This is a genomic window from Actinoplanes sp. NPDC051851 (assembly GCF_040681165.1).
Lineage (GTDB): Bacteria > Actinomycetota > Actinomycetes > Mycobacteriales > Micromonosporaceae > Actinoplanes.
In genome coordinates, this window is sequence record NZ_JBFAYF010000028.1 from 81,488 (window position 1) to 103,460 (window position 21,973).

Annotated in this window: 18 protein-coding genes; 9 read left to right on the forward strand and 9 right to left on the reverse strand. The window is 73.3% G+C overall.

The annotated features are described in order from the left end of the window. Positions 1-27 precede the first annotated feature (27 nt). Both AB0M08_RS25485 and AB0M08_RS25490 read left to right on the forward strand, forming a co-directional pair. Positions 28-1,026 carry a hypothetical protein gene (locus AB0M08_RS25485; protein ID WP_364497902.1) on the forward strand — a complete coding sequence of 333 codons (999 nt, stop codon included), beginning with the start codon at positions 28-30 and terminating at the stop codon, positions 1,024-1,026. Continuing rightward, positions 1,014-3,956: a hypothetical protein gene (locus tag AB0M08_RS25490; protein ID WP_364497905.1), complete on the forward strand. Its 2,943-nt coding sequence runs from the start codon at positions 1,014-1,016 to the stop codon at positions 3,954-3,956. Before AB0M08_RS25485 ends, AB0M08_RS25490 begins: the two co-directional genes overlap by 13 nt. A 20-nt stretch (positions 3,957-3,976) precedes the next feature. Here the strand turns inward: AB0M08_RS25490 and AB0M08_RS25495 are convergent, their stop codons facing one another. The 4 genes from AB0M08_RS25495 to AB0M08_RS25510 all read right to left on the reverse strand — a co-directional run bounded on the left by AB0M08_RS25495 (position 3,977) and on the right by AB0M08_RS25510 (position 7,938). Next, entirely contained in the window at positions 3,977-4,426 is a 450-nt protein-coding gene (locus tag AB0M08_RS25495) for a pyridoxamine 5'-phosphate oxidase family protein (protein WP_364497908.1), read from the reverse strand. A 32-nt stretch (positions 4,427-4,458) separates the two neighbouring features. Then, the gene (locus tag AB0M08_RS25500) at positions 4,459-6,282 is read right to left on the reverse strand and encodes a long-chain fatty acid--CoA ligase (RefSeq protein ID WP_364497911.1); all 1,824 of its coding nucleotides are present in this window, start codon (positions 6,280-6,282) and stop codon (positions 4,459-4,461) included. A 150-nt stretch (positions 6,283-6,432) separates the two neighbouring features. Then, on the reverse strand, positions 6,433-7,644 hold the full coding sequence (locus AB0M08_RS25505; protein WP_364497914.1) for an MFS transporter: 1,212 nt from the start codon (positions 7,642-7,644) through the stop codon (positions 6,433-6,435). Positions 7,645-7,722: 78 nt separating this feature from the next. Continuing rightward, positions 7,723-7,938: a hypothetical protein gene (locus tag AB0M08_RS25510; RefSeq protein ID WP_364497917.1), complete on the reverse strand. Its 216-nt coding sequence runs from the start codon at positions 7,936-7,938 to the stop codon at positions 7,723-7,725. A gap of 91 nt (positions 7,939-8,029) precedes the next feature. Here AB0M08_RS25510 and AB0M08_RS25515 point away from each other — a divergent pair, with 91 nt between their 5' ends. Next, positions 8,030-9,430: a PLP-dependent aminotransferase family protein gene (locus AB0M08_RS25515; protein WP_364497919.1), complete on the forward strand. Its 1,401-nt coding sequence runs from the start codon at positions 8,030-8,032 to the stop codon at positions 9,428-9,430. Here AB0M08_RS25515 and AB0M08_RS25520 read toward each other — a convergent pair. Both AB0M08_RS25520 and AB0M08_RS25525 read right to left on the reverse strand, forming a co-directional pair. Further along, on the reverse strand, positions 9,332-10,615 hold the full coding sequence (locus AB0M08_RS25520; protein ID WP_364497922.1) for an amino acid permease: 1,284 nt from the start codon (positions 10,613-10,615) through the stop codon (positions 9,332-9,334). The genes AB0M08_RS25515 and AB0M08_RS25520 overlap by 99 nt on opposite strands. 65 nt (positions 10,616-10,680) lie before the next feature. Beyond that, complete coding sequence (locus AB0M08_RS25525; RefSeq protein WP_364497924.1) at positions 10,681-11,292, reverse strand: TIGR03085 family metal-binding protein; 612 nt, start codon at positions 11,290-11,292, stop codon at positions 10,681-10,683. A 135-nt stretch (positions 11,293-11,427) separates the two neighbouring features. Between AB0M08_RS25525 and AB0M08_RS25530 the strand changes: the two genes are divergently transcribed. Then, a complete protein-coding gene (locus AB0M08_RS25530; RefSeq protein WP_364497927.1) occupies positions 11,428-13,197 on the forward strand; it encodes an ABC transporter ATP-binding protein in 1,770 nt (589 codons plus the stop codon). Then, the gene (locus AB0M08_RS25535) at positions 13,194-14,954 is read left to right on the forward strand and encodes an ABC transporter ATP-binding protein (RefSeq protein WP_364497930.1); all 1,761 of its coding nucleotides are present in this window, start codon (positions 13,194-13,196) and stop codon (positions 14,952-14,954) included. Before AB0M08_RS25530 ends, AB0M08_RS25535 begins: the two co-directional genes overlap by 4 nt. Before the next feature lie 131 nt (positions 14,955-15,085). Here AB0M08_RS25535 and rpsD read toward each other — a convergent pair whose 3' ends face one another. Beyond that, a complete protein-coding gene (rpsD, locus tag AB0M08_RS25540) occupies positions 15,086-15,694 on the reverse strand; it encodes a 30S ribosomal protein S4 (protein ID WP_364497933.1) in 609 nt (202 codons plus the stop codon). Between the two features lie 70 nt (positions 15,695-15,764). Here rpsD and AB0M08_RS25545 point away from each other — a divergent pair, with 70 nt between their 5' ends. After that, entirely contained in the window at positions 15,765-16,490 is a 726-nt protein-coding gene (locus tag AB0M08_RS25545) for a DUF2470 domain-containing protein (RefSeq protein WP_364497936.1), read from the forward strand. Positions 16,491-16,646: 156 nt separating this feature from the next. On the opposite strand, the gene AB0M08_RS25550 is transcribed toward AB0M08_RS25545, so the two are convergent. Further along, the gene (locus AB0M08_RS25550; protein ID WP_364497939.1) at positions 16,647-18,737 is read right to left on the reverse strand and encodes a hypothetical protein; all 2,091 of its coding nucleotides are present in this window, start codon (positions 18,735-18,737) and stop codon (positions 16,647-16,649) included. Between the two features lie 209 nt (positions 18,738-18,946). On the opposite strand from AB0M08_RS25550, the gene hisI reads away from it, so the two are divergent. Genes hisI through AB0M08_RS25565 form a run of 3 tightly spaced genes read left to right on the forward strand, consistent with a single transcriptional unit; the run spans position 18,947 to position 21,530 of the window. Next, a complete protein-coding gene (gene hisI / locus AB0M08_RS25555) occupies positions 18,947-19,306 on the forward strand; it encodes a phosphoribosyl-AMP cyclohydrolase (RefSeq protein WP_364497942.1) in 360 nt (119 codons plus the stop codon). Continuing rightward, complete coding sequence (locus AB0M08_RS25560) at positions 19,303-20,811, forward strand: anthranilate synthase component I (RefSeq protein WP_364497945.1); 1,509 nt, start codon at positions 19,303-19,305, stop codon at positions 20,809-20,811. Before hisI ends, AB0M08_RS25560 begins: the two co-directional genes overlap by 4 nt. Next, positions 20,808-21,530 (forward strand): Trp biosynthesis-associated membrane protein, encoded by a 723-nt coding sequence (locus tag AB0M08_RS25565; RefSeq protein WP_364497948.1) that lies wholly within the window; start codon positions 20,808-20,810, stop codon positions 21,528-21,530. Before AB0M08_RS25560 ends, AB0M08_RS25565 begins: the two co-directional genes overlap by 4 nt. 142 nt (positions 21,531-21,672) lie before the next feature. Here the strand turns inward: AB0M08_RS25565 and AB0M08_RS25570 are convergent, their stop codons facing one another. After that, the gene (locus AB0M08_RS25570) at positions 21,673-21,960 is read right to left on the reverse strand and encodes a hypothetical protein (RefSeq protein WP_364497951.1); all 288 of its coding nucleotides are present in this window, start codon (positions 21,958-21,960) and stop codon (positions 21,673-21,675) included. Between the last annotated feature and the right edge of the window lie 13 nt (positions 21,961-21,973).

The following is a 21,973-nucleotide window of genomic DNA, read 5'->3' on the forward strand; positions in this document are numbered from 1 at the left end:
CCGAAGAAGGCAAGGAAGGGGCCACCGGTGCGCAGGCTGACCGCTCTGACCGCGACCCTGGCGGCGACCCTGGTCGTGGCCGGCACGGGCCCGGCCGTCGCACTCGCCGCACCGGTGGCCGCCGCGGCGACCGCGGCCGATTTCTCGGTCAGCACCTCGGCGGAGCGGCTGGAACCGGACGCGAACGGTGACGTCGACACCCAGCTGACCATCGCGAACAACGGCGACCAGGCGCTCACCGTGGCGATCCGGGCGACCGGCGTGACGGCGAAGGACGACGGCCAGGTCGAGTTCTCCGACCAGGCGGACGGCGTCTGGTCGAAGACGGCCACCTTCCCGTCCTCGCTGGAGCTCGCGGCGCGCACCTACCAGCGTGTCCCGGTCAGCCTGCACCGGCCGGCCGGGCTGCTGCCGGACATCTACCTGATCGGGTTCGTGGTCGAGGCCCAGCCCAGCGGCGCGTCCGCGGCGGTCAAGGTCTACCACCAGATCGGCGCGCTGCTCACCGTCGAGATCCCCGGTTCCCGGGACCGGAAGATGGCCGTCACGGTCGACGACACCTCGTGGATCCACCTCGGCTCGACGTTCCGCGGCGAGTTCCGGGTCAGCAACGTCGGTGAGGCGGCCGCGCTCGGCCGTGGCCAGGTCAAGGTGGACTCCACGCTGACCAAGGAGAACGTCGGGACGTTCCAGGCCACCGACCAGATGGAGCTCTTCCCGTCCGGCACCACCCGGCACCTGGAGTACGAGTACACGGCGCACGGTCTCTTCCTGATCGCCCGCCCGCAGGCCCAGGTCCTGTACGGCAGCGGCAGCGGCATCCTGCAGATGGCCGAGGGCGACGGCCGGTCGATCCTGATCATCCCGTGGCTCACCCTCATCCTGCTCGGCGCGGTCGCGGTGGCGCTCAGCGGCTACCTCTACTGGCTGCGGCGGCGCCGGCTGCTGCTGGCCGCCGAACGCCGTGACCGGAAGGGGAGGCACCGGCAGACGTGGCGACGCCGGGCGTCCGCATGCGCCGATTGACCCGTGCCCGTACCCGTACCCGGGCCGCGCTGATCTGCGTCCTGGTGCTCCTGGCCGGGCAGCTGGTGGCGGCCACCCCGGCGCGGGCCGCCAACGCCGGGGACCTGGCCACCGTCGCCGGTGGACCGGGGGCCAACGCCAAGTCGGCCACCGCGATCGCGATGGGCGCGCGGGGCCTGGCACTCAACGCCGCGGGTACGGTCCTCTACGTCGCGGACATCTTCGCCAACGTGGTCCGGAGCATCACGCTGAGCACCGGGCTCACCTCGGTGATCGCCGGCATGGGCGCGAACAACAGCAACGGCGACGGCGGAGCGGCCACCTCGGCGGGCATCAACACCCCCGCCGACCTGGCCGTGGACGCCGCCGGTGACCTCTGGATCGCGGCCCAGCTGAACAACAAGATCCGCAAGGTGACGATGAGCACCGGCATCATGAGCTCACCGATCAGCAGCGGCCTGAACAACCCGCAGGGCGTGGCGTTCAACTCCTCCGGCGACGGGTTCATCGCGGACACCTACAACGGCAAGGTGCTCAAGTACTCCGGCGGCACGGTCACCACGTTCGCCTCCGGGCTCAACCGGCCCAGCAACATCGCGTTCGACAGCGCCGGCAACGTCTACGTCACCGACTGCCAGAACCACGTGGTCTACCGCTGGACCTCGGCCGGCGCCTCGAAGACCGTCGTGGCCGGGAACAGCACGCTGATCTCCGGTACGGCGGTGGACGGCGTCCTGGCGACCGCGAGCGGCCTGAACTGCCCGCGCGGCATCGTCATCGACTCCTCGGACGTCGTCTACATCTCCGACTCGGCGAACAACCGGATCCGGAGGTTCACCGTGGGCGGCACGATCAGCACGATCGCGGGCACCGGGACCGCCGGAATGGGCGGCGACGGCGGCGCGGCGACCTCGGCGACCCTGGACCACCCGACCGACCTGGTCGAGGACGCGTCGACCGGGCGGTTCTACGTCTCCCAGGGCGGCGACCAGATCAGCGACGCGGGTGCGAAGGACTGGGGCGTCCGCAGCTTCATCCCCGGCGGGAACATCTCCACGGTCGGCGGCAACGGCTGGTGGGGACAGAGCGGGGACGGCGGCCCGGCCACCGACGCGCAGCTCTACCGGCCGGGCGGGGTGGCGTTCGACTCCTCGAACGGGCTCTACATCGCCGACACCGGGAACAACCTCGTCCGTACGGTCTCCGCCGGAGTGATCACCACGTTCGCCGGAACCGGACTGACCGGCGGCACCACGGCGACCGACGGCGGCGCCGCGACCAGCGGGAACCTCTCCACGCCACAGGACGTCGCGGTCGACTCCGGCGGTGCGGTCTACATCGCGGACACCGGGCACCACCGGATCCGCAGGGTCTCCGGCGGCGTGATCGGCACGGTGGCCGGCACCGGCACGTCCGGCTCGACGACCACCGGCGTCGCGGCCACCACGCTGCTCAGCTCGCCGTGGGGCGTCTCGGTCACCGCGAGCGGGCGGATCTACATCGCGGACACCGGCAACAACCGGATCCTGATGATGAACGGCACCGCGATCAGCGTGGTGGCCGGCACCGGCACGTCCGGGTACTCCGGGGACGGCGGCGCACCCACCGGCGCCAAGCTGAACGGGCCGCGGGACGTCAAGGTCGACGAGCACAGCGGGGACGTCTACATCGCGGACACCGGCAACCACGTGGTCCGCCGGATCCGCAACGGCGTGATCACCACGGTGGCCGGGACGGGTTCCTCGCCGCTGTCGGACGCCGGGGACGGCGGGCTCGCCACCGCGGCCGTGCTCGACTCGCCGGACGGGCTGGAGACCGACGCGGACGGCAATCTGTACATCGCCGACGGGGACTCGACCGCGGCGCCGTACGGCGGAAGTGTGATCCGCCGCGTCGACAAGCACGGGGTGATCCACCACCTGGCCGGCAAGTACAACAGTTACTCCTGGGCGGGCGACGGCAGCGCGGCGGCGGCGACCTCGGCCCGGATCCACACGCCGGGGCGGATGGCGTTCGACTCGTCCGGCACGCTGTACTTCCCGAACGCGGGAGAGCTGCGGGTGCGCTCGATCGCCGTGGAGACCGGGGGCGCGTACTTCTGGGTCTCGGACGCCACGGCCGGCGCGACCGGGGTGATCTACGGCTGGGAGTTCGTGGCCCGGACCGGCGCGACGATCGGGAGCGTCACGATCACCGTGCCGGCGGCGGCGAGCGGCTCCGGTCTCTACCTGGTCAGCGCCGTGCACCTGCCGAAGACCGGGACGGTGACCCTCTCCGGGAGCACGCTGACCTACACGCTGAGCTCGCCCGTGACCGTGCCGGCCGGACGGCACATGTACCTCTCGGTCGCCGGCTTCACCAACACCGCCTCCAGCAACTTCTACTACAGCACCATCACTTCGCGTACGTCCGGAGGAGGCGGCATCGACGTCTCCTCCTCCGGCGCGGTGTACTTCAGCACGGCGTCCGCGGTCCTGGTCCTGCCGAATCCGGACGCCACGGTCACCGCGCCTGCCCAGCAGGTGATCTATGTGGACCCGTTCCTGCGGGCCGACACCACGCTGGTCTCCGCGGTGAACGTCCACACCGACGCGACCAGGGGGTACTCGCTGACGATCGCCGGGACGGCGCTGACCGGGACGGCGGGGACGCTGAGCGCGGTCTCCAGCGGACTGGCGAGCCCGGCGTCGTCGTTCACCGCGGGGCACTTCGGCTACACGGTCGGGGTGAGCGGGGCCGGCTCCTTCGCGGGGACGGCGGGCGCGTACGCCGGGTACACCTCGGCGGGGGAGACCGCGGTGACCGCGACCAAGCCGACCACGGTCGGCGGGGACACCGTCTCGGTCACCAACCGCCTCAAGGTCGACCACCTGCAGAAGGCGGGCGTGTACACCGGCACGGTGACCTACCGGGTGACCGGCTCCTACTAGCCCGGGCTCCGAAACACAGGCTAGACCAGCCAGACACCGTCGCGCATCAGGGTGCGGCCGGGGTGCTCGTTCACCTCGCGCCAGGCCTGGATGCGCTCCGGCCGCAGCACGAGGAAGGAGTATCCCGGGCCGGACGCGCGGGGGTCCCAGTCGTTCTGGGCGACGTAGGCGGCCCCGATCCGCTCCGCCCGGTCGGCCCGGTGAACCTCCTCCAGCACCGCGTCGATCATCACGACGTCGCGGGTGTGCCCGGCCGCGACCCGGGCCCGCCGGCGGGCGACCAGGTTCCGCGCGACCGGGGTGTCCGTGCCGGTGGCCAGGACGATCCGTTCGTCGATCCAGGCCATCGTCAGCGGCACCAGGAACGGCCGGTCCCCGTCGGCGGTCGCCACCCACACGTCGGCGACCGGCGCGCCGAGCGTGGCCAGGATGTCCGCTTTCCGCTGTGCCGCGCTCCGGGGCTCCTCCATGCGATCACTCTAAGGGGCCCCGGACGGCCCGGTCAGAGCTGGGCGAGCGAGCCCTCGTACATCTTGTCGATCTCGGCCGCGAAGTTGGTCTCCACGCTGCGGCGCTTGATCTTCATGGACGGGGTGATCTCGCCGGCCTCGATGCTGAGGTCGCGCGGGAGGATGGTGAACTTCTTGATCGTCTCCCAGCGGTTGAGCCGGTCGTTCAGCTCCTTGATGTAGCCCTCGACCAGGGCGTGCGTCTCCGGGGCGGCGACGATCTGGTCGTAGGACTTCCCGGCGAGCGGGCCCTGCGCCGCCCAGCCGGCGATCGCGTCCTCGTCGAGCGAGATCAGCATGGTGACGAAGTTGCGGGACTGGCCGATCACGATGGCCTGCGAGGTGTACGGGCAGACCGCCTTGAACGCGCCCTCGATCGCGGACGGGGCGATGAACTTGCCGCCGGACGTCTTGACCAGGTCCTTCTTGCGGTCGGTGATGCGCAGGTAGCCGTCGGCGTCGAGCTCGCCGATGTCGCCGGTGCGCAGGAAGCCGTCCTCGGTGAACGCCTCCTTCGTCGCCTCGGGCAGGTTGTGGTAGCCGCGCATCACCGGGGCGCCGCGGAGCAGCACCTCGCCGTCGGTGTCGAGGCGTACCTCGATGTCGCCGATCGCCTCGCCGACCGAGCCGATCTTGAGGCGGCCGCGGCGGTTCACGAAGTTGCCGGCGCACGCCTCGGTCATGCCGTAGCCCTCCAGGATCGGGAGGTTGGCGGCGGCGAAGAACTCGGCGATCTCGCGGCTCAGCGCGGCCGAACCGCTGACCAGCACGCGCAGGTTGCCGCCGAGCTTCTCCTGCAGCTTCGAGAAGACGAGCTTCTCGGCGACCGCGTACTCCGCGGTGAGCAGGGCGGGAACCGGCTTGCCGGCCTGCTCCAGGGCGACCTTGCGCTTGCCGGTGGCCACCGCCCAGCTGAAGATCTTCGGCTTCAGGCCGCCGCCGCTCAGGCCGCTGGTGACGGTCTTGTTGTAGACCTTCTCGAAGATCCGGGGCGGGGCGCACATCAGCGTCGGGCGGATCACCGCGAGCTTGTCGATCAGCTTGTCCACCCGGCCGTCGACGTAGGTCGGCACGCCCACGTGCACGATGCCGCAGAGCAGCGTCTTGCCGAACGCGTGCGCCATCGGCAGCCAGAGGTAGTGCAGGTCGGTGGGGGAGAAGAGGCCGAGGTGGTCCTGCGCCACGCCCTCCCAGGTCCAGCCGCGGTGCAGCAGCTCGACGCCCTTGGGGCGGCCGGTGGTGCCGGAGGTGTAGATCAGGGTGGCCACGTTCTCCGGGCCGAGCTGCTCGACGATCCCGTCGATCAGGCCGGGCTGCTGCCGGAGCGCTGCGGCGCCCCGCTCCTCCAGCTCGGCGAGGGTGATCTGCGGCGGGGTCGCGCCGGCGTCGGCGGGGCCGTCGATCAGCACCACCGTGGTCACGCTGGACTCGCTGCCGGCGATCTTCAGCGCCTGCTTCGGGTTCTCGGCGATGAGCACCTTGGACCCGGAGTCGGAGACGATGAACGCGGTGTCCTCCGGCTCGGTGGTCGGGTAGACCGTGGTGGCCGCGGCGCCGGCGACGTTGATGCCGAGGTCGGCGAGGACCCATTCCAGGCGGGTGCCGGAGAGGATCGCGACCCGGTCCTCCAGGCCGACGCCGAGCTCGCGCAGGCCGGCGGCGATCGCCCGGGCCCGCTCGCCGACCTGGCGCCAGTTCAGCCAGTCCATGCCGTCGTCGGTCGCGTTCGGCCCGGCGAACGCCCGCGCGTCCGGGGTCTTGGCCACGCGCTGGAACAGCATGTCCGGGATCGACCGGTAGGGAACCTCAAGAGCCATCGGGCGCCGCCTTCAACCAAGGACCGAGGGTAGGTAACGTCTTTGTTACCGGAGGGTAATGCCAGTGCGGCAGCACGGCTAGAGCGCCCCGGCAACTATCAATCCTAGTCGCGCGGCTCTCCGGCCGGAGATCTCCGTGCTCCGCTCGCGCTAGGCGGTCGCTTCAAGAGCCTTCATGGTACGGATCCCCGCCCCCGCCGTGGCCGTCCCCGCGGAGATCAGCACCGATGCGGCGAAGAACAGCAGGGTGGGCGAGCCGCCCCACGCGGTGACCAGCAACCCGGCCACCAGGGGAGCGCTGACCGCGACCGACTTGGCGGCCACGAAGACCACGCTGACCACCCGGCCCTGCAGGTGGTCCGGGGTGATCGCGGCCTGGTAGCCGAAGAGCGCCGCGTTGATCGCCGGGCCGACCGCCACCGCGATCGCCACCGGCACCGCGGCGGCGAGGCTTTCCGCGAGCGCCGCGCTGAGCGCCAGCACCACCGGCGTGGTCCAGCAGAGCAGCTGAACGAGCCGGGCCAGCGGCAGACGGCGCTGGATCGCCGGGGCGGCCACCGCGCCGGCCAGCCCGCCCGCGCTGACGATGGTCTCGGTCAGCCCGATCACGCCGGGCGGGGTGCCGTGCCGCTGCAGGTTCAGGATGATCGCGAAGATGGCGCCGTTGATCGCGAAGTTCAGCGGCGCGGCGATCAGCAGCACCGCCCGCAGGAACGGCTCGGTCAGCACGAACCGGATGCCCTCGGCCAGCGCGGCGGCGTGCCCGGCGGCGGGCTCCACGCGCTTCTCCTGGAGCGGTTTGCGGATCATGCTGACCCCGGCGAGCGAGGCCAGGAACGAGACGGTGTTGCCGAGGAACGGCCAGGCGTGGCCGAGCCCGAAGAGCAGGCCGCCCAGCGGGGGACCGGCGAGCGAGGCGCCGTACACCCGGGCCTCGTTGCGGGCGATCGCATCGGGCAGCTGCGGGGCCGGCACGATGCTGCGCAGCGCGGCGCGCTCGGTGGTGTCGAAGAGGGTCACGCAGGCGCCGTCCACCGCCACCACCGCGATGATCAGGGCGAGCCCGGCGTTGCCGGTCGCCACGGCCGCGGTCAGGATCGCGTACGCGACGACGCGGACGGCGTCGCAGGCGCGCAGGGCCCGGCGGCGGTCCACCCGGTCGGTGAGGACCCCGGCGGGCAGACGGCAGATCAGCTGGACGATCAGGCCCACGGTGCCGACCAGCCCGGCCTGCACGGCCGAGCCGGTGATCGCCAGCACCAGCAGCGGCGCGGCCAGCGTGGCGACGGTGGAGCCGAGGTCGGAGAGTGCCTGGCCGGCCCAGAGCAGATTGAACTCACGGTTCCGCCAGAGACTGTTCACCTGCGAGGAGCTCCTCCGGACGTACACGACAGGCCGGCGAGAGGGTGACCGGCCCGCCGGGGCCGGCCACCGCGGTCGTCAGGCGGCGATGGGGTTGAGAAGGGACACGCCGGGGTCCTCGGTCAGCAGGGAGACGGACACGCCCGGGTCCTCGATCAGCAGGGACACGCCCGGATCGGTCGTCTCCTCGTCGGCGAGCGTGGTCACGCTCGCACCCAGGCCCGCGGCCAGGCCTCCCCCGAGAACTACTGCCAGTACGGCGGTCGCCGGGAATCCGCCACGTCGGATCACCATCTTCTTCCCTCCGGTCGATGTGGACGCTCTGTGTGAGCGTAAGCGTGACCGGGTGTCACCGGGTATACCGGATTGTCTATACCGTGATGCCGTGGACCTGGTCATCGAGATCGCCGGCGGCCCCGGCGGGACGAGCGCGGCGGTGTACCGGGCGCTGCGCGCGGCGATCACCGACGGCCGGCTGCCCGCCGGGCACCGGCTGCCCGCCAGCCGTACGCTCGCCGCTGACCTGGGCGTCTCCCGGGGCAGCGTGGCCGTCGCGTACGAGCGGCTGGCCGCCGAGGGGCACCTGACCGCCCGGGTCGGCGCCGGCACGTACGTGGCCTTCAGCGCCCCGCCGGACCGGCGTTCCGGTGTCGCGCCGGATCCGCTGCGGCCGCGTGCCGACTGGTCGTTCACGCCCGAGCCGTCGAGCGGCGAGAGGCCCGCGCCCCGCGTCGACCTCCGCAGCGGCATCCCGGACGCCCGGCTCTTCCCGTTCGACACCTGGCGCCGGCTGGTCGCCGCCGAGCTGCGGCTGCGCGCGAACGGGCCGGGCACCTACCCGGAACCCTCCGGCCATCCCGCGCTGCGCGCCGCGATCGCCCGCTACCTGGGCCACTCGCGCGGACTGCGGGCCGGGCCGGACGAGGTGGTGGTCACCAACGGCGCCCAGCACGCGGTCGACCTGATCGGCCGGGTGCTGCTCAAGCCCGGCGACGTGGCCGCGGTGGAGCAGCCCGGCTACCCGCCCGCCCGGCGGCTCTTCGCCTCGCTCGGCGCGCGGGTGGTGGGCGTGCCGGTCGACGAGGAGGGCCTGGTGGTGTCGGCGCTGCCCGGGCACGCCCGGGTGGTCTACGTGACGCCGTCGCACCAGTTCCCGCTGGGCCGGGCGATGAGCGCGGGCCGCCGCCGCGAGCTGCTGGACTGGGCCCGGCGCCGCCCGGCCGCGATCGTCGAGGACGACTACGACAGCGAGTTCCGCTTCTCGGCGCGGCCGCTGGACCCGTTGCGCTCGCTGGACCGGTGGGACCGGGTGCTCTACGTCGGCACGTTCTCCAAGAGCATGCTGCCCGCGATGCGGACCGGCTTCGTGCTCGCCCCGCCCGGACTGCGCCCGGCGCTGGTCGCGGCCCGCCAGCTCTCCGACGGGTACGGCCCGGCCGCGATCCAGGCGGCGCTGGCCCGCTTCATCGACGAGGGGCAGCTGGCCCGGCACGTACGGCGGGCGCGGCGGGCGTACGCGGACCGGCACGCCCGGATCGTCGCCGCGCTGGCCGGGCAGCCCCGGCTGGAGCTGCTGCCCTCGGCGGCCGGGCTGCACGTCACCGCGCTGCTGCGCCCGGGCGGCCCGGCACCGGCCCGGATCCTGGCCGGTGCGCGGGCGGCCGGCGTGGCCGTCGAGGACCTGCGGTCATACGGTACGGACGTCGACGGCCTGGTCATCGGCTTCGGAGCGGTCGACCCGGACCTGCTCGACGAGGGCCTGGCCACGCTGACGGCGCTGCTGTAGCGCCTGGTAGGCCAGCGCCCCCGCGGCGAATCCCAGGCTGAGCAGCGACGGCCACCCGTTCAGCCAGAGCAGTCCCAGTACCGCGACGAACGCGGTGCCGGCGATCAGTTTCGGCCAGCCACGCGGGAGCAGGCGCAGCGCGGACGCCGTCCCGATCACGTAGACCAGCGTGAAGCAGCCGGTGACCAGCAGCGTCGAGGTGTGCAGCCCGATCGGCAGCAGCGCGCAGCCCACGCTGGCGAGGAAGATGAAGGCCAGGGAGCGGCGCCGGCCCCCGAACACCCGGGACGGCAGCGCACCGTCCCGGGCCAGCGCCGCCCCGAGCCGGCTGACCCCGGCGTAGTACGCGTTCACCGCGCCGAGGGTGAGCACGATCGCGATCACCGCGGTGATCTGCCGGGCCGGCCCGCCCAGCCCGACGGCGAGCAGGTCGGCGAGCGGCGCCCGGCTCTCCGCCAGCGCCGGGCCCAGGACCAGCACGCTCACCCCGGCGACGGCCAGGTAGAGGACGCCGACCAGGGCGACCGCGATGAGCGTGGCCCGGGGTACGTCGCGGCGCGGGTTCCGGTACTCGTGGGAGAGCGAGGAGAGCGCCTCCCAGCCGGCGAAGGCCCAGACCAGCAGGGCCGTCGCGGCGCCGATCCCGGCCCAGCCGTGCGGCGCGAACGGGGTCAGGTTGCCCGGGTCCACGTGCGGCAGCGCGGCCAGCACGGCGACCACGAGCAGGGCGGTCAGCACCCCGGTGAGCACGAGCTGGACCCGTCCGGAGACCCGCAGACCGAACCAGTTCATCGCGAAGGCCACCGCGGTGACCAGCAGGAACGTGACCAGCTCGGTGGTACGGCCGCCACCGGCCACGGCCGCCGCGTACCCGCCGGTGAAGCCGGTGGCGACCGGGGTGCCGAGCGGCACCGCGAAGTAGAAGCACCAGCCGACCGCGGCCGCGACCCGCGGGCCGAACGCCCGCCCGGCGTAGGTGGCCACCCCGCCGCCGTCCGGGAAACGGGCGCCGAGCGCGGCGAAGGTCCAGGCCAGCGGCGCGGAGAGCAGGATGAGGGCGAGCCAGGCGACCAGCGCGGCGGGACCGGCGGCCGCGGCGGCCAGCGCCGGCAGGGCGATCAGACCGGTGCCGAGCACGGCGCCGGTGGAGAGCGCGGCCCCCTGGGATACGGAGAGACGAGTCACGCTCACAAGTTATGAGCGGATCCGGCCGCTCCCTGTGCCAATCCGGGCCCGGTTGGGTGGGCCGATCAGAGGCTCAGCCGCTCGACGAGAGCCGGGTCGCCCTCCACGGTCACCCGGGCGGCGCGCTGCCGTCCGGAGAAGTACAGCGCCAGCTCGCCCACGTCGGCGGTGATCCGTACCTGCGGGGCGGGCCCGGTGCGGATCGGCGGGAAGCCGGCCGCGGCCACCTCGCCGGCGATGCCGAGCCGGCGCAGCGCGACCCGGGAGGTGAGCTTGACGGTGCGCCAGAGCGCGGCCTGCTGCCCGGCCTCCAGGGGACGCGGCTCCCAGCCCGGCCGGGCCCGGCGTACGTCCTCGTGGTGGATGAAGAACTCCATGGTGTTCACCAGGCCGTCGGTCAGCGCGTTGCTCACCGGGCTCCAGGCGGGCGGCGTGCGCACCTGCCGGATCAGCTCCGGGTAGGGCAGGGCGCCGCGTTCCCGGCGCACCCGCTCGCCGAAGTCCGCCAGGGCCGGCACGACCATGCCGAGCGCCGCGTCCGGCCGGCGGTCCCGGGTGACGAGGTGGGCGGCCAGGTCACGGGTGGTCCAGCCGGTGCAGAGCGTCGGTGCGTCCGGCCCCTCGCTGAGCAGGAGGTCGGCGAGAAGCCGCCGCTCCTGGCGGGCATACTCGTTCATCGGTCGATGATAGTCGCTGGAGGTTCGGTGTAATCGTGGCCACAATGTAAACGACTGGGGTGTCGCCGTCTCGTTCGGCAGGATGGGATCGGTAAGGCCGGAACTACCGGTCAACGCTTACCAGTCAGGTAGGAAATGCGGAGCAGTACCAGCCGTGACGTGCTCGGACGGGGTCTGCGAGTGCTTGGCCACGCGATCCGCCTGGAGCCGCGCCTCTTCACCTACGGAGTGATCGGCAGCAGTCTCTTCGGGCTGCTGATCATTGCGAACTCCTACCTCGTCGGCGCGGTCACCGGCCGTATCGTGGTGCCGGCCCTCACCGAGCATCGGGTGAGCGCCGCCGAGCTGGCCCTGATCGCCGTGGTCTTCCTGGGCATCAGCGGCCTGCGGGTGGCGAGCATCTTCGGCCGTCGCCTCGGCGCCGGTTTCATGCAGTTCCGGATGCAGGCGCGGTACCGTCGCGCGGTCACCCGGCGCTACCTCGCGCTGCCGCCCGCCTGGCACCAGCGGCACGCCACCGGGGAGCTGCTCTCCAACGCCAGCTCGGACGTGGAGGCCGCCTGGGTACCGATCGCGCCGCTGCCGTTCGCGGTCGGCACCATCGTGATGATCGTCGCCGCGCTGGTCTCGCTCTTCCTCACCGACTGGGTGCTCGCGATGGTCGGCGTCACCGTCTTCCCCTCGCTCTTCCTGCTCAACTTCGTCTACTCGCGCCGGATGTCGCCGCGGCAGATCCGGGCACAGCGGATGCGGGCCAAGGTCAGCGCGGTGGCGCACGAGAGCTTCGACGGCGCCCTGGTGGTCAAGACGATGGGCAGGGAGGCGGACGAGTCGCGGCGGTTCGGCGTCTTCGTCACCGAGCTGCGTGACGCGCTGATCGCGGTGGGCCGGCTGCGCGGTCTCTTCGACCCGCTGATGGACGCGCTGCCCAGCCTCGGCACCCTCGCGGTCCTGCTGCTCGGCGCGTGGCGGCTGCGCAGCGGCGCGATCGGCGTGGACGAGCTGGTCAGCGTGGCGTTCCTCTTCACCGTGCTGGCCTTCCCGGTGCGCGCGATCGGCTGGGTGGTCGCCGAGCTGCCGCGCAGCGTCGCCGGATGGGACCGGGTCCAGGCCGTCCTCGCGGCGGAGGGCGATCTGGCGTACGGCAACTCCGCGCTGGACGGCACCGGTGCTGCCGAGCTCCGCTTCGACCGGGTGAGTCACCGCTACCTCGACGGCCCCCGCGTCCTGCACGACGTCAGCTTCACCGTCCCGGCGGGCCGCACGGTGGCCCTGGTCGGCGCGACCGGCTCCGGCAAGTCCACCATCGCCTCACTCGCCGTCCGACTGGTCGACCCGGAGTCCGGCACGGTCGGCGTGGACGGGGTGAAGCTGCCCGACCTGTCGCTCGCGGCGCTGGCGGGTGCCGCCGCGCTCGTACCGCAGATCCCGTTCGTCTTCGACGACACGGTGCGCGGCAACGTCGCGCTGGACCGGCCGGGCGTGGACGACGCAGCGGTCCGCACGGCGATCGACCTGGCCCAGGCCGGGACGTTCGTCGGCGGGCTGCCGCACGGGCTGGACACGCCGGTCGGCGAGCGGGGCACCTCGCTCTCCGGCGGGCAGCGGCAGCGGATCACGCTGGCCCGGGCGCTGGCCGGCCGGCCCCGGCTGCTGGTGCTGGACGATGCGACCAGCGCGGTCGACCCGCGGGTCGAGGCGGCCATCCTGGGCGCGCTGCGCGGACCGGACTCGGCCGCGTCGATCCTGGTGGTGGCGTACCGGCGGGCCACCATCGCGCTCGCCGACGAGGTGGTCTACCTGGAACGCGGCCGGGTGGTGGCGACCGGCACGCACACCGAGCTGATGAACGCCCAGCCCGGGTACCGGGAACTGGTCACGGCGTACGAGAAGGCGGAGCAGTGAGCAGCGAGGGCACCCTGGCCACGGTCCGGCGCGGTCTCGCGCTCTCGCCGGAGCTGCGCACCGGGCTGGGCGGCACGATCGTGCTGGCCGTCCTGCAGATGTCCGGCCGTGTGGCGGTGCCGATCGCGGTCCAGCAGGGCCTCGACCACGGGGTGAACGCGCCCGGCGGTCCCGACCTCGGCGTGGTCGTGCAGGTGGTGATGATCACGCTGGCCGCGCTGGTGGTCTCCACGTTCTGCGGATACCTGATGACCCGGCGGCTCTTCACGGTCAGCGAGACCGCGCTCGGCGCCCTGCGGACCCGGACGTTCCGGCACATCCACGACCTCTCGATGCTGCACCAGCAGTCCGAGCGGCGTGGCTCGATGGTCTCCCGGGTGACCGGCGACGTCGACCAGATCTCCCAGTTCCTGCAGACCGGCGGCATGCAGCTGCTGCTCGCGTCCGGGCAGCTGATCGTCTCGTCGGTGGTGATGTTCGTCTACTCCTGGCAGCTTGCGCTCGTGACGCTGATCGCTTTCGGTCCGGCGGTCGGGGTGATCCGGCTCTTCCAGAAGCGGCTGGCGGCGGTCTACAAGGCGTCCCGGGAGCGCACCGGCGTGATGCTCGGCGCGATCGCGGAGAGCGTGGTGGGCGCCTCCGTGATCCGGGCGTACGGGGTCTCCGGTCGTACCGAGAAGAGGTTGGACGACGCGATCGAAGGACTCCGGGAGGCGCAGCAGACGGCTCTCCGGACCAGTGTGACGAGTTTCTCCAGCGGCGAGATCGGTGCCGGGCTGGCCCTCGCCGGCGTCGTGGTGGTGGGCACGCTGCTCGGGGTGGACGGCGACCTGACCGTGGGGCGGCTCACCGCGTTCCTCTTCCTGGTCACGCTCTTCATCCAGCCGGTGCAGATCGCCACCGACATGCTCAACGACGCGCAGAACGCGGTGGCCGGCTGGCGCCGCATCCTGGACGTCCTCGACGTGCTGCCGGACGTCGCCGACCCGGACGACCGGGGCGTCGCGCTGCCCGACGGCCCGCTCTCGGTGGAGTTCCGCGACGTCTCGTTCCGCTACCCGGGCGGCCCTCTCGTGCTCTCGGACGTGGATCTGACGCTGGACGCCAGGAAGAAGTTCGCCGTGGTCGGCGAGACCGGCAGCGGCAAGACGACGTTCGCGAAGCTGCTGACCCGGCTGATGGACCCGGCGGAGGGCGAGGTCCTACTCGGCGGGGTGCCGCTCACCGATGTCCGATTCTCATCACTGCGTTCGCGGGTCGTCATGGTGCCGCAGGACGGCTTCCTCTTCGACGCGACGATCGCCGAGAACGTGCGCTTCGCCGAGCCGTCGCTCACCGAGGAGCAACTGCGGGCGGCCTTCGCCGAGCTGGGTCTGGCGGACTGGCTCGCCGGTCTGCCGGAGGGCCTGGAGACCCCGGTGGGCGAGCGCGGGGAGGCGCTCAGCGTGGGGGAGCGGCAGCTGGTCGCGCTGGTCCGGGCGTACGTCGCGGACCCGGACCTGCTGGTGCTGGACGAGGCGACCAGCGCGGTGGACCCGGCCACCGAGGTGCGCCTGCAACACGCCCTCGACCTGGTCACCCGCGGCCGGACCACGGTGGCGATCGCGCACCGGCTCTCCACCGCCGAGTCCGCCGACGAGGTGATCGTGGTGGACGCGGGCCGCGTCGTGCAACGCGGCCCGCATTCCCGGCTGGTCGCCGAGCCGGATTCGATCTACGCGAAGCTCTACGCCAGCTGGCTTGAACAAACCCGCTGACCAGCCATGATGCGGCGGTTCGCCGCGGCCGGTGAGATGGTGTGTCGCTCCCCGCGGCCTCCCCGTACGGGAAGACCGCGGCGAGCGGCCCGCCATCTCAGCGATGCACGAGCTTCCCGGGATTACCGGGATTACCGGGCGTAGTACTCCACGACGAGCTGCTCGTCACAGAGGACCGGGATCTCCGAGCGCTGTGGGTTCCGGACCACGGTGGTCCGCAGCTCCTCGAGCACGGTGGACAGGTACGGCGCGGTCGGGCCGTCGATGTGCGCGCCGGTCGCCGCGATCTGGAACGGCGGCTTCGCCCGGCTCGACTCGCGGACCTCGACGACCTGGCCCGGCTTGAGCTTGTAGCCCGGCCGGTCCACCTTCTTGCCGTCGACCGTGAAGTGACCGTGCACCACCAGCTGGCGGGCCTGGTAGATGGTGCGGGCCAGACCGGCCCGGAACACCGTCGCGTCGAGGCGGCGCTCCAGCAGCGTGACCATGGTCTCGCCGGTCTTGCCCTCGGCCTTGTGGGCGGCGTCGTACGCGGCCTGCATCTGGACTTCGCTGATGTTGTACTGGTGCCGCAGACGCTGCTTCTCCAGCAGACGGACCTGGTAGTCCGAGCTCTTGCGCCGGCCACGGCCGTGCACGCCCGGCGGGAACGGCCGCCGCTCGAAGTACTTCACGCACTTGCGGGTCAGCGGGATGCCGAGCGCCCTGGAGAGCTTGGCTTTGGGTCGAGAGTTGTTCAACGCGGATCTCCTGTTACGGTTAGCCTTGCCTAACTTAGGTAAGCCTAACCGGTGCCCGGAGGTGCTCGTCATGCAACCCAGTCCCGCCGAGATCGCGCGTACCCTCGCCGCCGGTCACCTGCCCGCCGTCTCGCACATCGCCTGCCACCCGGGACCGATTCCGATCAGGCATGTGACCGACGCGCAGGGGCGGCCGCTGCTCCTCGTACCGGCCGAGGGAACGCTCGCGACCGCGCTGAAACCACAGCCGGGCAACGACGACACCGCGCTGGTCCTCGACATCCGGGACGTCCCGCCGATGGCCTCCTCGCCGTCGCTGGGCCGGGTCTGGGTCTCCGGGTGGGCGAGCCGGCTCGACGGTGACGAGGCCCGGGCCGCCGCGCTCGACTACGCCGAGACCGACGCCTGCGGCGACCTGCTCGACGTGGGCAGCGGGCAGGCGCTCTACCGGATGGACGTGGCCGAGGTGCGCTACGAGCGCAACGAGTGCCTCGTCGAGATCGACCCGGACGACTACGCCGAGGCCAGCCCGGACCCGCTGCGCGCCGTCGAGTTCGACCTGATCGCGGACCTGGCCGACCACCACACGGCGGAGATGAGCGACTACGTGCGCCGCCAGCTCGGCAAGGCCGCCCGCCCGGACGACGACCCCCGGGTGGTACGCCTGGACCGCTACGGCTTCCTGGTCCGGATGGGCGGCCGCAGCGCCCGCCTGGCCTTCCCGCGGCCGGTCGCCGACCGCCACGACCTGGCCCACCTGCTGCACCCGATCCTCTGCCGGCGGTGCGCCGCCTGATCGCTCCCCTGAGCCCGGGGTTCCGTCGCCTCCTTCTGCCGCCGTCGGCGATGGAACCCCGCTGCCCTGCCCTCCGGTGCCGCGGTGGGCAGAGCACATGAGAAAGGCGGGCAGCCCGTGCCGGGGCTGCCCGCCTTTCCGTATGGATGAAGCTCTTTACAGGGAGAGGATCCGCTCCAGGAACTCCCGGTACCCGCGCATGGCCATCCGCATGCTCTCGGTGTCCGGCGTGTCCGTGCCGCGCAGCGGGTCCAGGTCGTCCCGCTCCGCCAGCAGCACCTCGGTGAGCTCGTTCACCGCGTCGGTGAGCAGGTCGTGCGCGCGGGTCAGCGCGGTCACCGGGTCGTCGACGAACTCCGCCTTCACCTCGTGCCAGGCGGCCCGGAAGTGCCGGGCGGCGTCCTCGTCCCAGACCGTGCGGTGCGCGATCTCCTCGTCCTCGGCGAACTCCGGCTCGGCCGGCACGGTGGCGCGGCCACCCGGGCGGCGGACCGGCTCGGCGTCCTCCAGGCTGGCCGACCGGCGGATCGCCGCCGGTCGCAGGATCTCCCCGGTGTCCAGGCCCAGCCGGTTGCCGACGGTGAGCTCGGTGACGCCGGCCTCGGCCGGACCGGTCACGGTGGCGCCGCCCGAGGTCGGGAACGGGGTGAACTCCGGCAGAGCGGGGAGCCCGGTGCCGTTCTGCGGGCTGACCGAGGCGACTCCGAACGCGTCGGGCGCGCGGCCCAGGCTGTAGCCGGTCGCGGCCAGCGAGCCGAACGCGAAGCCGGTCTCCGGCGCCACCGGCTGCTCGAGCGGCGGGCGGCTGCCCGGGATCTGCACGCCGGGCAGCGGCGGCATCGGCGGGAACGGGACCTGCGCGGTGCCGGTCGGCGGCGCCGCGGCGGAGAACGGTCCGGCGGGCGAGTGCGGTCCGGCCGGAGAGTGCGGCGCGGCGGGGGAGAAGGGTGCGGCCGGCGAGATCGGTGCGGAACCGGCCGGGTCGGCGGGCGCCGGGGCGGGCGTGACGGCCACCGGCTCCTCGGCGGCGACCGGGACCTGCTGCTCGGGAAGGCCGGAGACCGGGTCCATGGTGCCGGCCGGGTGGTCCGGGGTGAAGTCGGAGGCGACGTACGGGTTCGGCGCGAACCCGGGCGAGATCGGCGCGATCGGCCCGCCGGAGACCGGCCCGGCCGGTACGCCCGAGGTCGGCGGGGTGCCGAGGACCGGGACCGCGACCGTGGGCCATCCGGCCGAGGGGAGCAGGCCGGCCGAGGGGAGCAGGCCCTCCGGCCGCTCCGGGGTCTCGTCGCGGGCCTCCTGGGCGCCGGCCGGGGTCTCGTCGAGGCCGGGCGGGTCGCCGGCCTGCGCGTACCCGGGCGCCACTGCCCGTCCGTTCATGTCGTCACGTCCGTTCTCGTCGGGTGGTCCCGCCGCGTCGGCGGCCTCCTGCGCGGCCACCGGCTGTTCCGCCGGCTGCGCGCCGTCGGCGTCCCCGCCGGGCGTTTCCGCACCGGCGGGTGGGCCGGCGAGGTGAGGCTCGGCGGCCTCGGTATCCGCAGGTCCCACCACGGCGGCCCGGCCGTTGATCCCGGATTGCGGGTTCGAGGGGCCACGACCGCCGAAGAGGAACCGCCCGTTGCCACCGAGCCGGAACCCCCCGAAGGAGGCCGGACCGGTTTCGGGCTCATGGGACTCTACGTCCCCTGGCAAGTCGGGCCGGAGGTCCGAACGGTCCGAGTGATCAGAATCGCTGCTCCGGATACGGGGCGGGTGCGGGCCGGGCCGGTCGGCCCGGCCCTGGGCGGCGGCCCGGTTGAGCCCGAACGGGTCGTCCGGCTCCGGGCCTCTGCCGGACGGCCCGGGCGGCCCGCCGGAGTTCCGGTCCGCCGAGGCGACCGGGGTGAACACCGGCACCGGACGGCCGAAGGCGAGCGACGAACCGGTCAGCAGGTCGGTGGGGAGCGGCGGGAAGGGGACCTCCAGCGGCTCGACGACCCGGCGCGACCCGAGGGCGACCATCTCGGCCCCACTCTCGGCCGCGGCGGGCGGGCGGGCCTCCGGGACCTCGTGCTCCGGCTTCCCCTGCGTCTCTCCCCGCACCGTGCTCTCCGGCCCGTCTCCCTGTACCTCGAGCCCCGGCCCGCCTCCCTGCACCGGGGTCTCCGGTCCGTTGATCTCCGGTCTGCCGGGCTCCGGCCGGACCTGCCAGAAGCGGGCGAGGCCGGGCGAGGGCCGGGTGTTGTCGGGGCTGGACGTCGGGTCCATGGTCAACCACTCCCGTCGCGAGCGCGCCCACGGACGGCGGGCGCCGAAAAGTGCGGTGGTACGGCGGCGCCCCGCCGACGGTACCGGCAGATCTGTCCCGGCACATCCCCGGTTACCGGATCGGGGACCCCCGCGCGAAGTGGGTCTTGGACGGCGCCGCGGGCCGGGTCGTGGCAGAGCCGCCCGGCGATGCGCGAGAATCTGACACCGTGCCCGAACCAGGAACGACCCTCGACCCCGCGATCGCCGCCCGCCTCAAGCGCACCCCCGACGGACTCGTCGCCGCCGTCGTGCAGGAGGCCGGCACCGGCGACGTGCTCATGCTCGGCTGGATGGACGACGAGGCGCTGCGGCGTACGCTCAGCACCGGCCGTGCCACCTACTGGTCGCGCAGCCGCCAGGAGTACTGGGTGAAGGGCGAGACCTCCGGTCACCACCAGCACGTCACGAGCGTCGCGCTGGACTGCGACGGCGACGCGCTGCTGGTCACCGTGGTGCAGACCGGTGCCGCCTGCCACAACGGCACCCACACCTGCTTCACCGACGAGCTGCCCGTGGAGGCGAAGTGACCAGCGGAGCGACCTTCCCCAGCGAGGCCGAGTTCGTCGCCGCCACCCGGCGGGTCGTCCCGGTCACCCGCAAACTGCTGGCCGACGGCGAGACGCCGGTCGGGGTCTACACCAAGCTGGCCGGTGGACCCGGCACGTTCCTGCTGGAGTCCGCCGAGCAGGGCCTGGCCTGGTCGCGCTACTCGTTCATCGGGGTCCGCAGCGCCGCCACCCTGGTCGAGCGGGACGGCGAGGCCGCCTGGCTCGGCACCCCGCCGGACGGCGTACCGCTCGACGGCGACCCGGTGGTGGCGCTCCGCGAGACGGTCGCGGCGCTCACCGGCGGCGGCGAGCCGGACGCGGGACTGCCCCCGCTGACCGGCGGCATGGTCGGCTACCTCAGCTACGACCTGGTCCGCCGTTTCGAGCGCCTGCCGGCCACCACGGCGGACGACGTGCCGCTGCCCGAGCTCGGCATGATGCTCGCCACCGACCTGGTCGTCCTCGACCACCACGAGGGCTCGGCGCTGCTGGTCGCCAACGCCGTGCTCGCCGAGGGCGCGGACGAGACGGCGCGCCGGGCGGCGTACCACCACGCGGTCGGCCGGCTGGACGCGATGACCACCGCACTCTCCCGCCCCACCCCGCCGATGATCTCCACGGTCGAGCGCCTCACGGCCGGCGAGCCGGTCAGCCGGACCGCCCCCGGCGACTTCCAGAAGTCGGTCGAGCAGGCCAAGGAGGCGATCCGGGCCGGCGAGTGCTTCCAGATCGTGGTCGGCCAGCGCTTCGAGCGCCCCACCGACGCGAACGCGCTCGACGTCTACCGGGTGCTGCGGGCGACCAACCCGAGCCCGTACATGTACCTGCTCCGCTTCGACGACTTCGACATCGTCGGCTCCTCGCCGGAGGCGCACCTCAAGGTGAGCGCCAACCGGACCGCGCTGCTGCACCCGATCGCCGGCACCCGCTGGCGGGGCGCGACCCCGGAGCAGGACGCCGCGCTCGCCGCCGAGCTGCTCGCCGACCCGAAGGAGCGTTCCGAGCACGTCATGCTGGTCGACCTGGGCCGCAACGACCTGGGCCGGGTCTGCGAGCCGGGCAGCGTCGAGGTGCCGGAGTTCGCCCGGATCGAGCGCTACAGCCACGTCATGCACATCGTGTCGACGGTGGTCGGCGAGCTCCGCGCGGACCGCACCGCCTTCGACGCCCTGGCCGCGACCTTCCCGGCGGGCACCCTCTCCGGCGCGCCCAAGGTCCGCGCCATGGAGATCATCGAGGAGCTGGAGCCGACCCGCCGCGGCCTCTACGGCGGCACGGTCGGCTACTTCGGTTTCGCCGGCGACATGGACATGGCGATCGCCATCCGCACCGCCCTGATCAAGGACGGCGTGGCGTACGTCGGCGCCGGCGCGGGCATCGTCGCCGACTCCGACCCGGCCGCCGAGGAGCAGGAGACCCGCAACAAGGCCGCCGCGGTCCTGGCCGCCATCGCCTCCGCCGAGACCCTGCGCGCGGCCCGATGACCGTCCCCCCGCGCCCCGGCCACACCCCGGCACCCGGTCCCGCCGCGGACCCCGGCCTCGCCGCCGCGTCCGGCTCCGTTCCGCCGGCGGCGGGCGGCCCGGGCGCGCGCCGGGCGCACGCCACGGCGGTGCTGGGCTGCCTCGTGGGGGCGGGGCTGGCGTTCTACGCGGTCACCCGGACGTGGTCCCTCACCGTCGAGCACCGCACCGGCCTCACCGACCTGGACACCCCGCAGACCGGGGCGGACAACCAGCCCTGGCTGGTCGGGATAGCCGTGGTGGCGCTGGCCGGCGCGGGCGCGCTGCTCGCCACCCAGGGACTGCTGCGGCGCGTCCTGGGCGTCCTGCTCACGCTGGCCGGCGCCGGGATCATCGCGGGCGCCGTGCTGGCCCGCGTCTCCCTCGACGCCGGCTCGGCGGGCGCCGGCGCGTACTTCTGGCCGTTCGCGACGGTCCTGGGCGGCGCGGCCGTGGCGGCGGGCGGTCTCCTCGCCGCGCGTCACGGCCATCTCTGGTCCGGCATGTCCTCCCGGTACGACCGGGCCCCGGCGACCCCGTCCTCCGCCCGCCCCGACGTCGCCACCCCGGTCCCCTTCGACGTGTCCCGGGAGAGCGGCCACCCGCGCGAGACGACGGGGGTGCCCCCGGTGAATCTGCGTCCCCCCGACAACCGCTCGACGTGGGACGCCCTCGACCGCGGCGACGACCCCACCGCCTGAGACTGCCCCGCCGCACGCTTCCTGGCTGGTCCTCAGGGGTGTCTGGGGGCCCCGGACACACCCCTGAACGCCAGCCAAGAAGCGTGCGCGGCGCGGCCGGGGTGCCGAGGAGGGATCTGAGCCGCTCCGGAGTGCGGGCCGGTCAGGCCGCGGTGGCGATGGCGCGCTTGTGGGCGTGGCGGGCCATCGGGGCCGGGCGGTGCGGGGTCGTCGCGACGATGGCGGCGACGGCGCGGCTGGTCTCCTCGCGGGCGGCGGCGCGGGCCCGGTCGGCGAGGATGGCGGACCAGGCGTTGTCCCGGGCGGTACGGACGTTCGAGGGACCGACCACCGCGCGCTGCACGCCGGTGACGACCTCGGCGGCGATGGCGACCAGGGTCCGGGAGACCTCGGCGAAACCCACCGGTTGGTTGAGCTGAGAAGTGGCCATTGGTCGACTCCGC

What these genes read in the sequence shown, in the direction of transcription:
- AB0M08_RS25500 (WP_364497911.1), bottom strand. Translation starts at nt 6,282, where the DNA reads ATGGCTCTTGAGGTTCCCTACCGGTCGATCCCGGACATGCTGTTCCAG.
- AB0M08_RS25545 (WP_364497936.1), top strand. Translation starts at nt 15,765, where the DNA reads ATGCAACCCAGTCCCGCCGAGATCGCGCGTACCCTCGCCGCCGGTCAC.
- AB0M08_RS25495 (WP_364497908.1), bottom strand. Translation starts at nt 4,426, where the DNA reads ATGGAGGAGCCCCGGAGCGCGGCACAGCGGAAAGCGGACATCCTGGCC.
- AB0M08_RS25565 (WP_364497948.1), top strand. Translation starts at nt 20,808, where the DNA reads ATGACCGTCCCCCCGCGCCCCGGCCACACCCCGGCACCCGGTCCCGCC.
- AB0M08_RS25550 (WP_364497939.1), bottom strand. Translation starts at nt 18,737, where the DNA reads ATGGACCCGACGTCCAGCCCCGACAACACCCGGCCCTCGCCCGGCCTC.
- AB0M08_RS25530 (WP_364497927.1), top strand. Translation starts at nt 11,428, where the DNA reads ATGCGGAGCAGTACCAGCCGTGACGTGCTCGGACGGGGTCTGCGAGTG.
- AB0M08_RS25510 (WP_364497917.1), bottom strand. Translation starts at nt 7,938, where the DNA reads ATGGTGATCCGACGTGGCGGATTCCCGGCGACCGCCGTACTGGCAGTA.
- AB0M08_RS25525 (WP_364497924.1), bottom strand. Translation starts at nt 11,292, where the DNA reads ATGAACGAGTATGCCCGCCAGGAGCGGCGGCTTCTCGCCGACCTCCTG.
- AB0M08_RS25490 (WP_364497905.1), top strand. Translation starts at nt 1,014, where the DNA reads ATGCGCCGATTGACCCGTGCCCGTACCCGTACCCGGGCCGCGCTGATC.
- AB0M08_RS25570 (WP_364497951.1), bottom strand. Translation starts at nt 21,960, where the DNA reads ATGGCCACTTCTCAGCTCAACCAACCGGTGGGTTTCGCCGAGGTCTCC.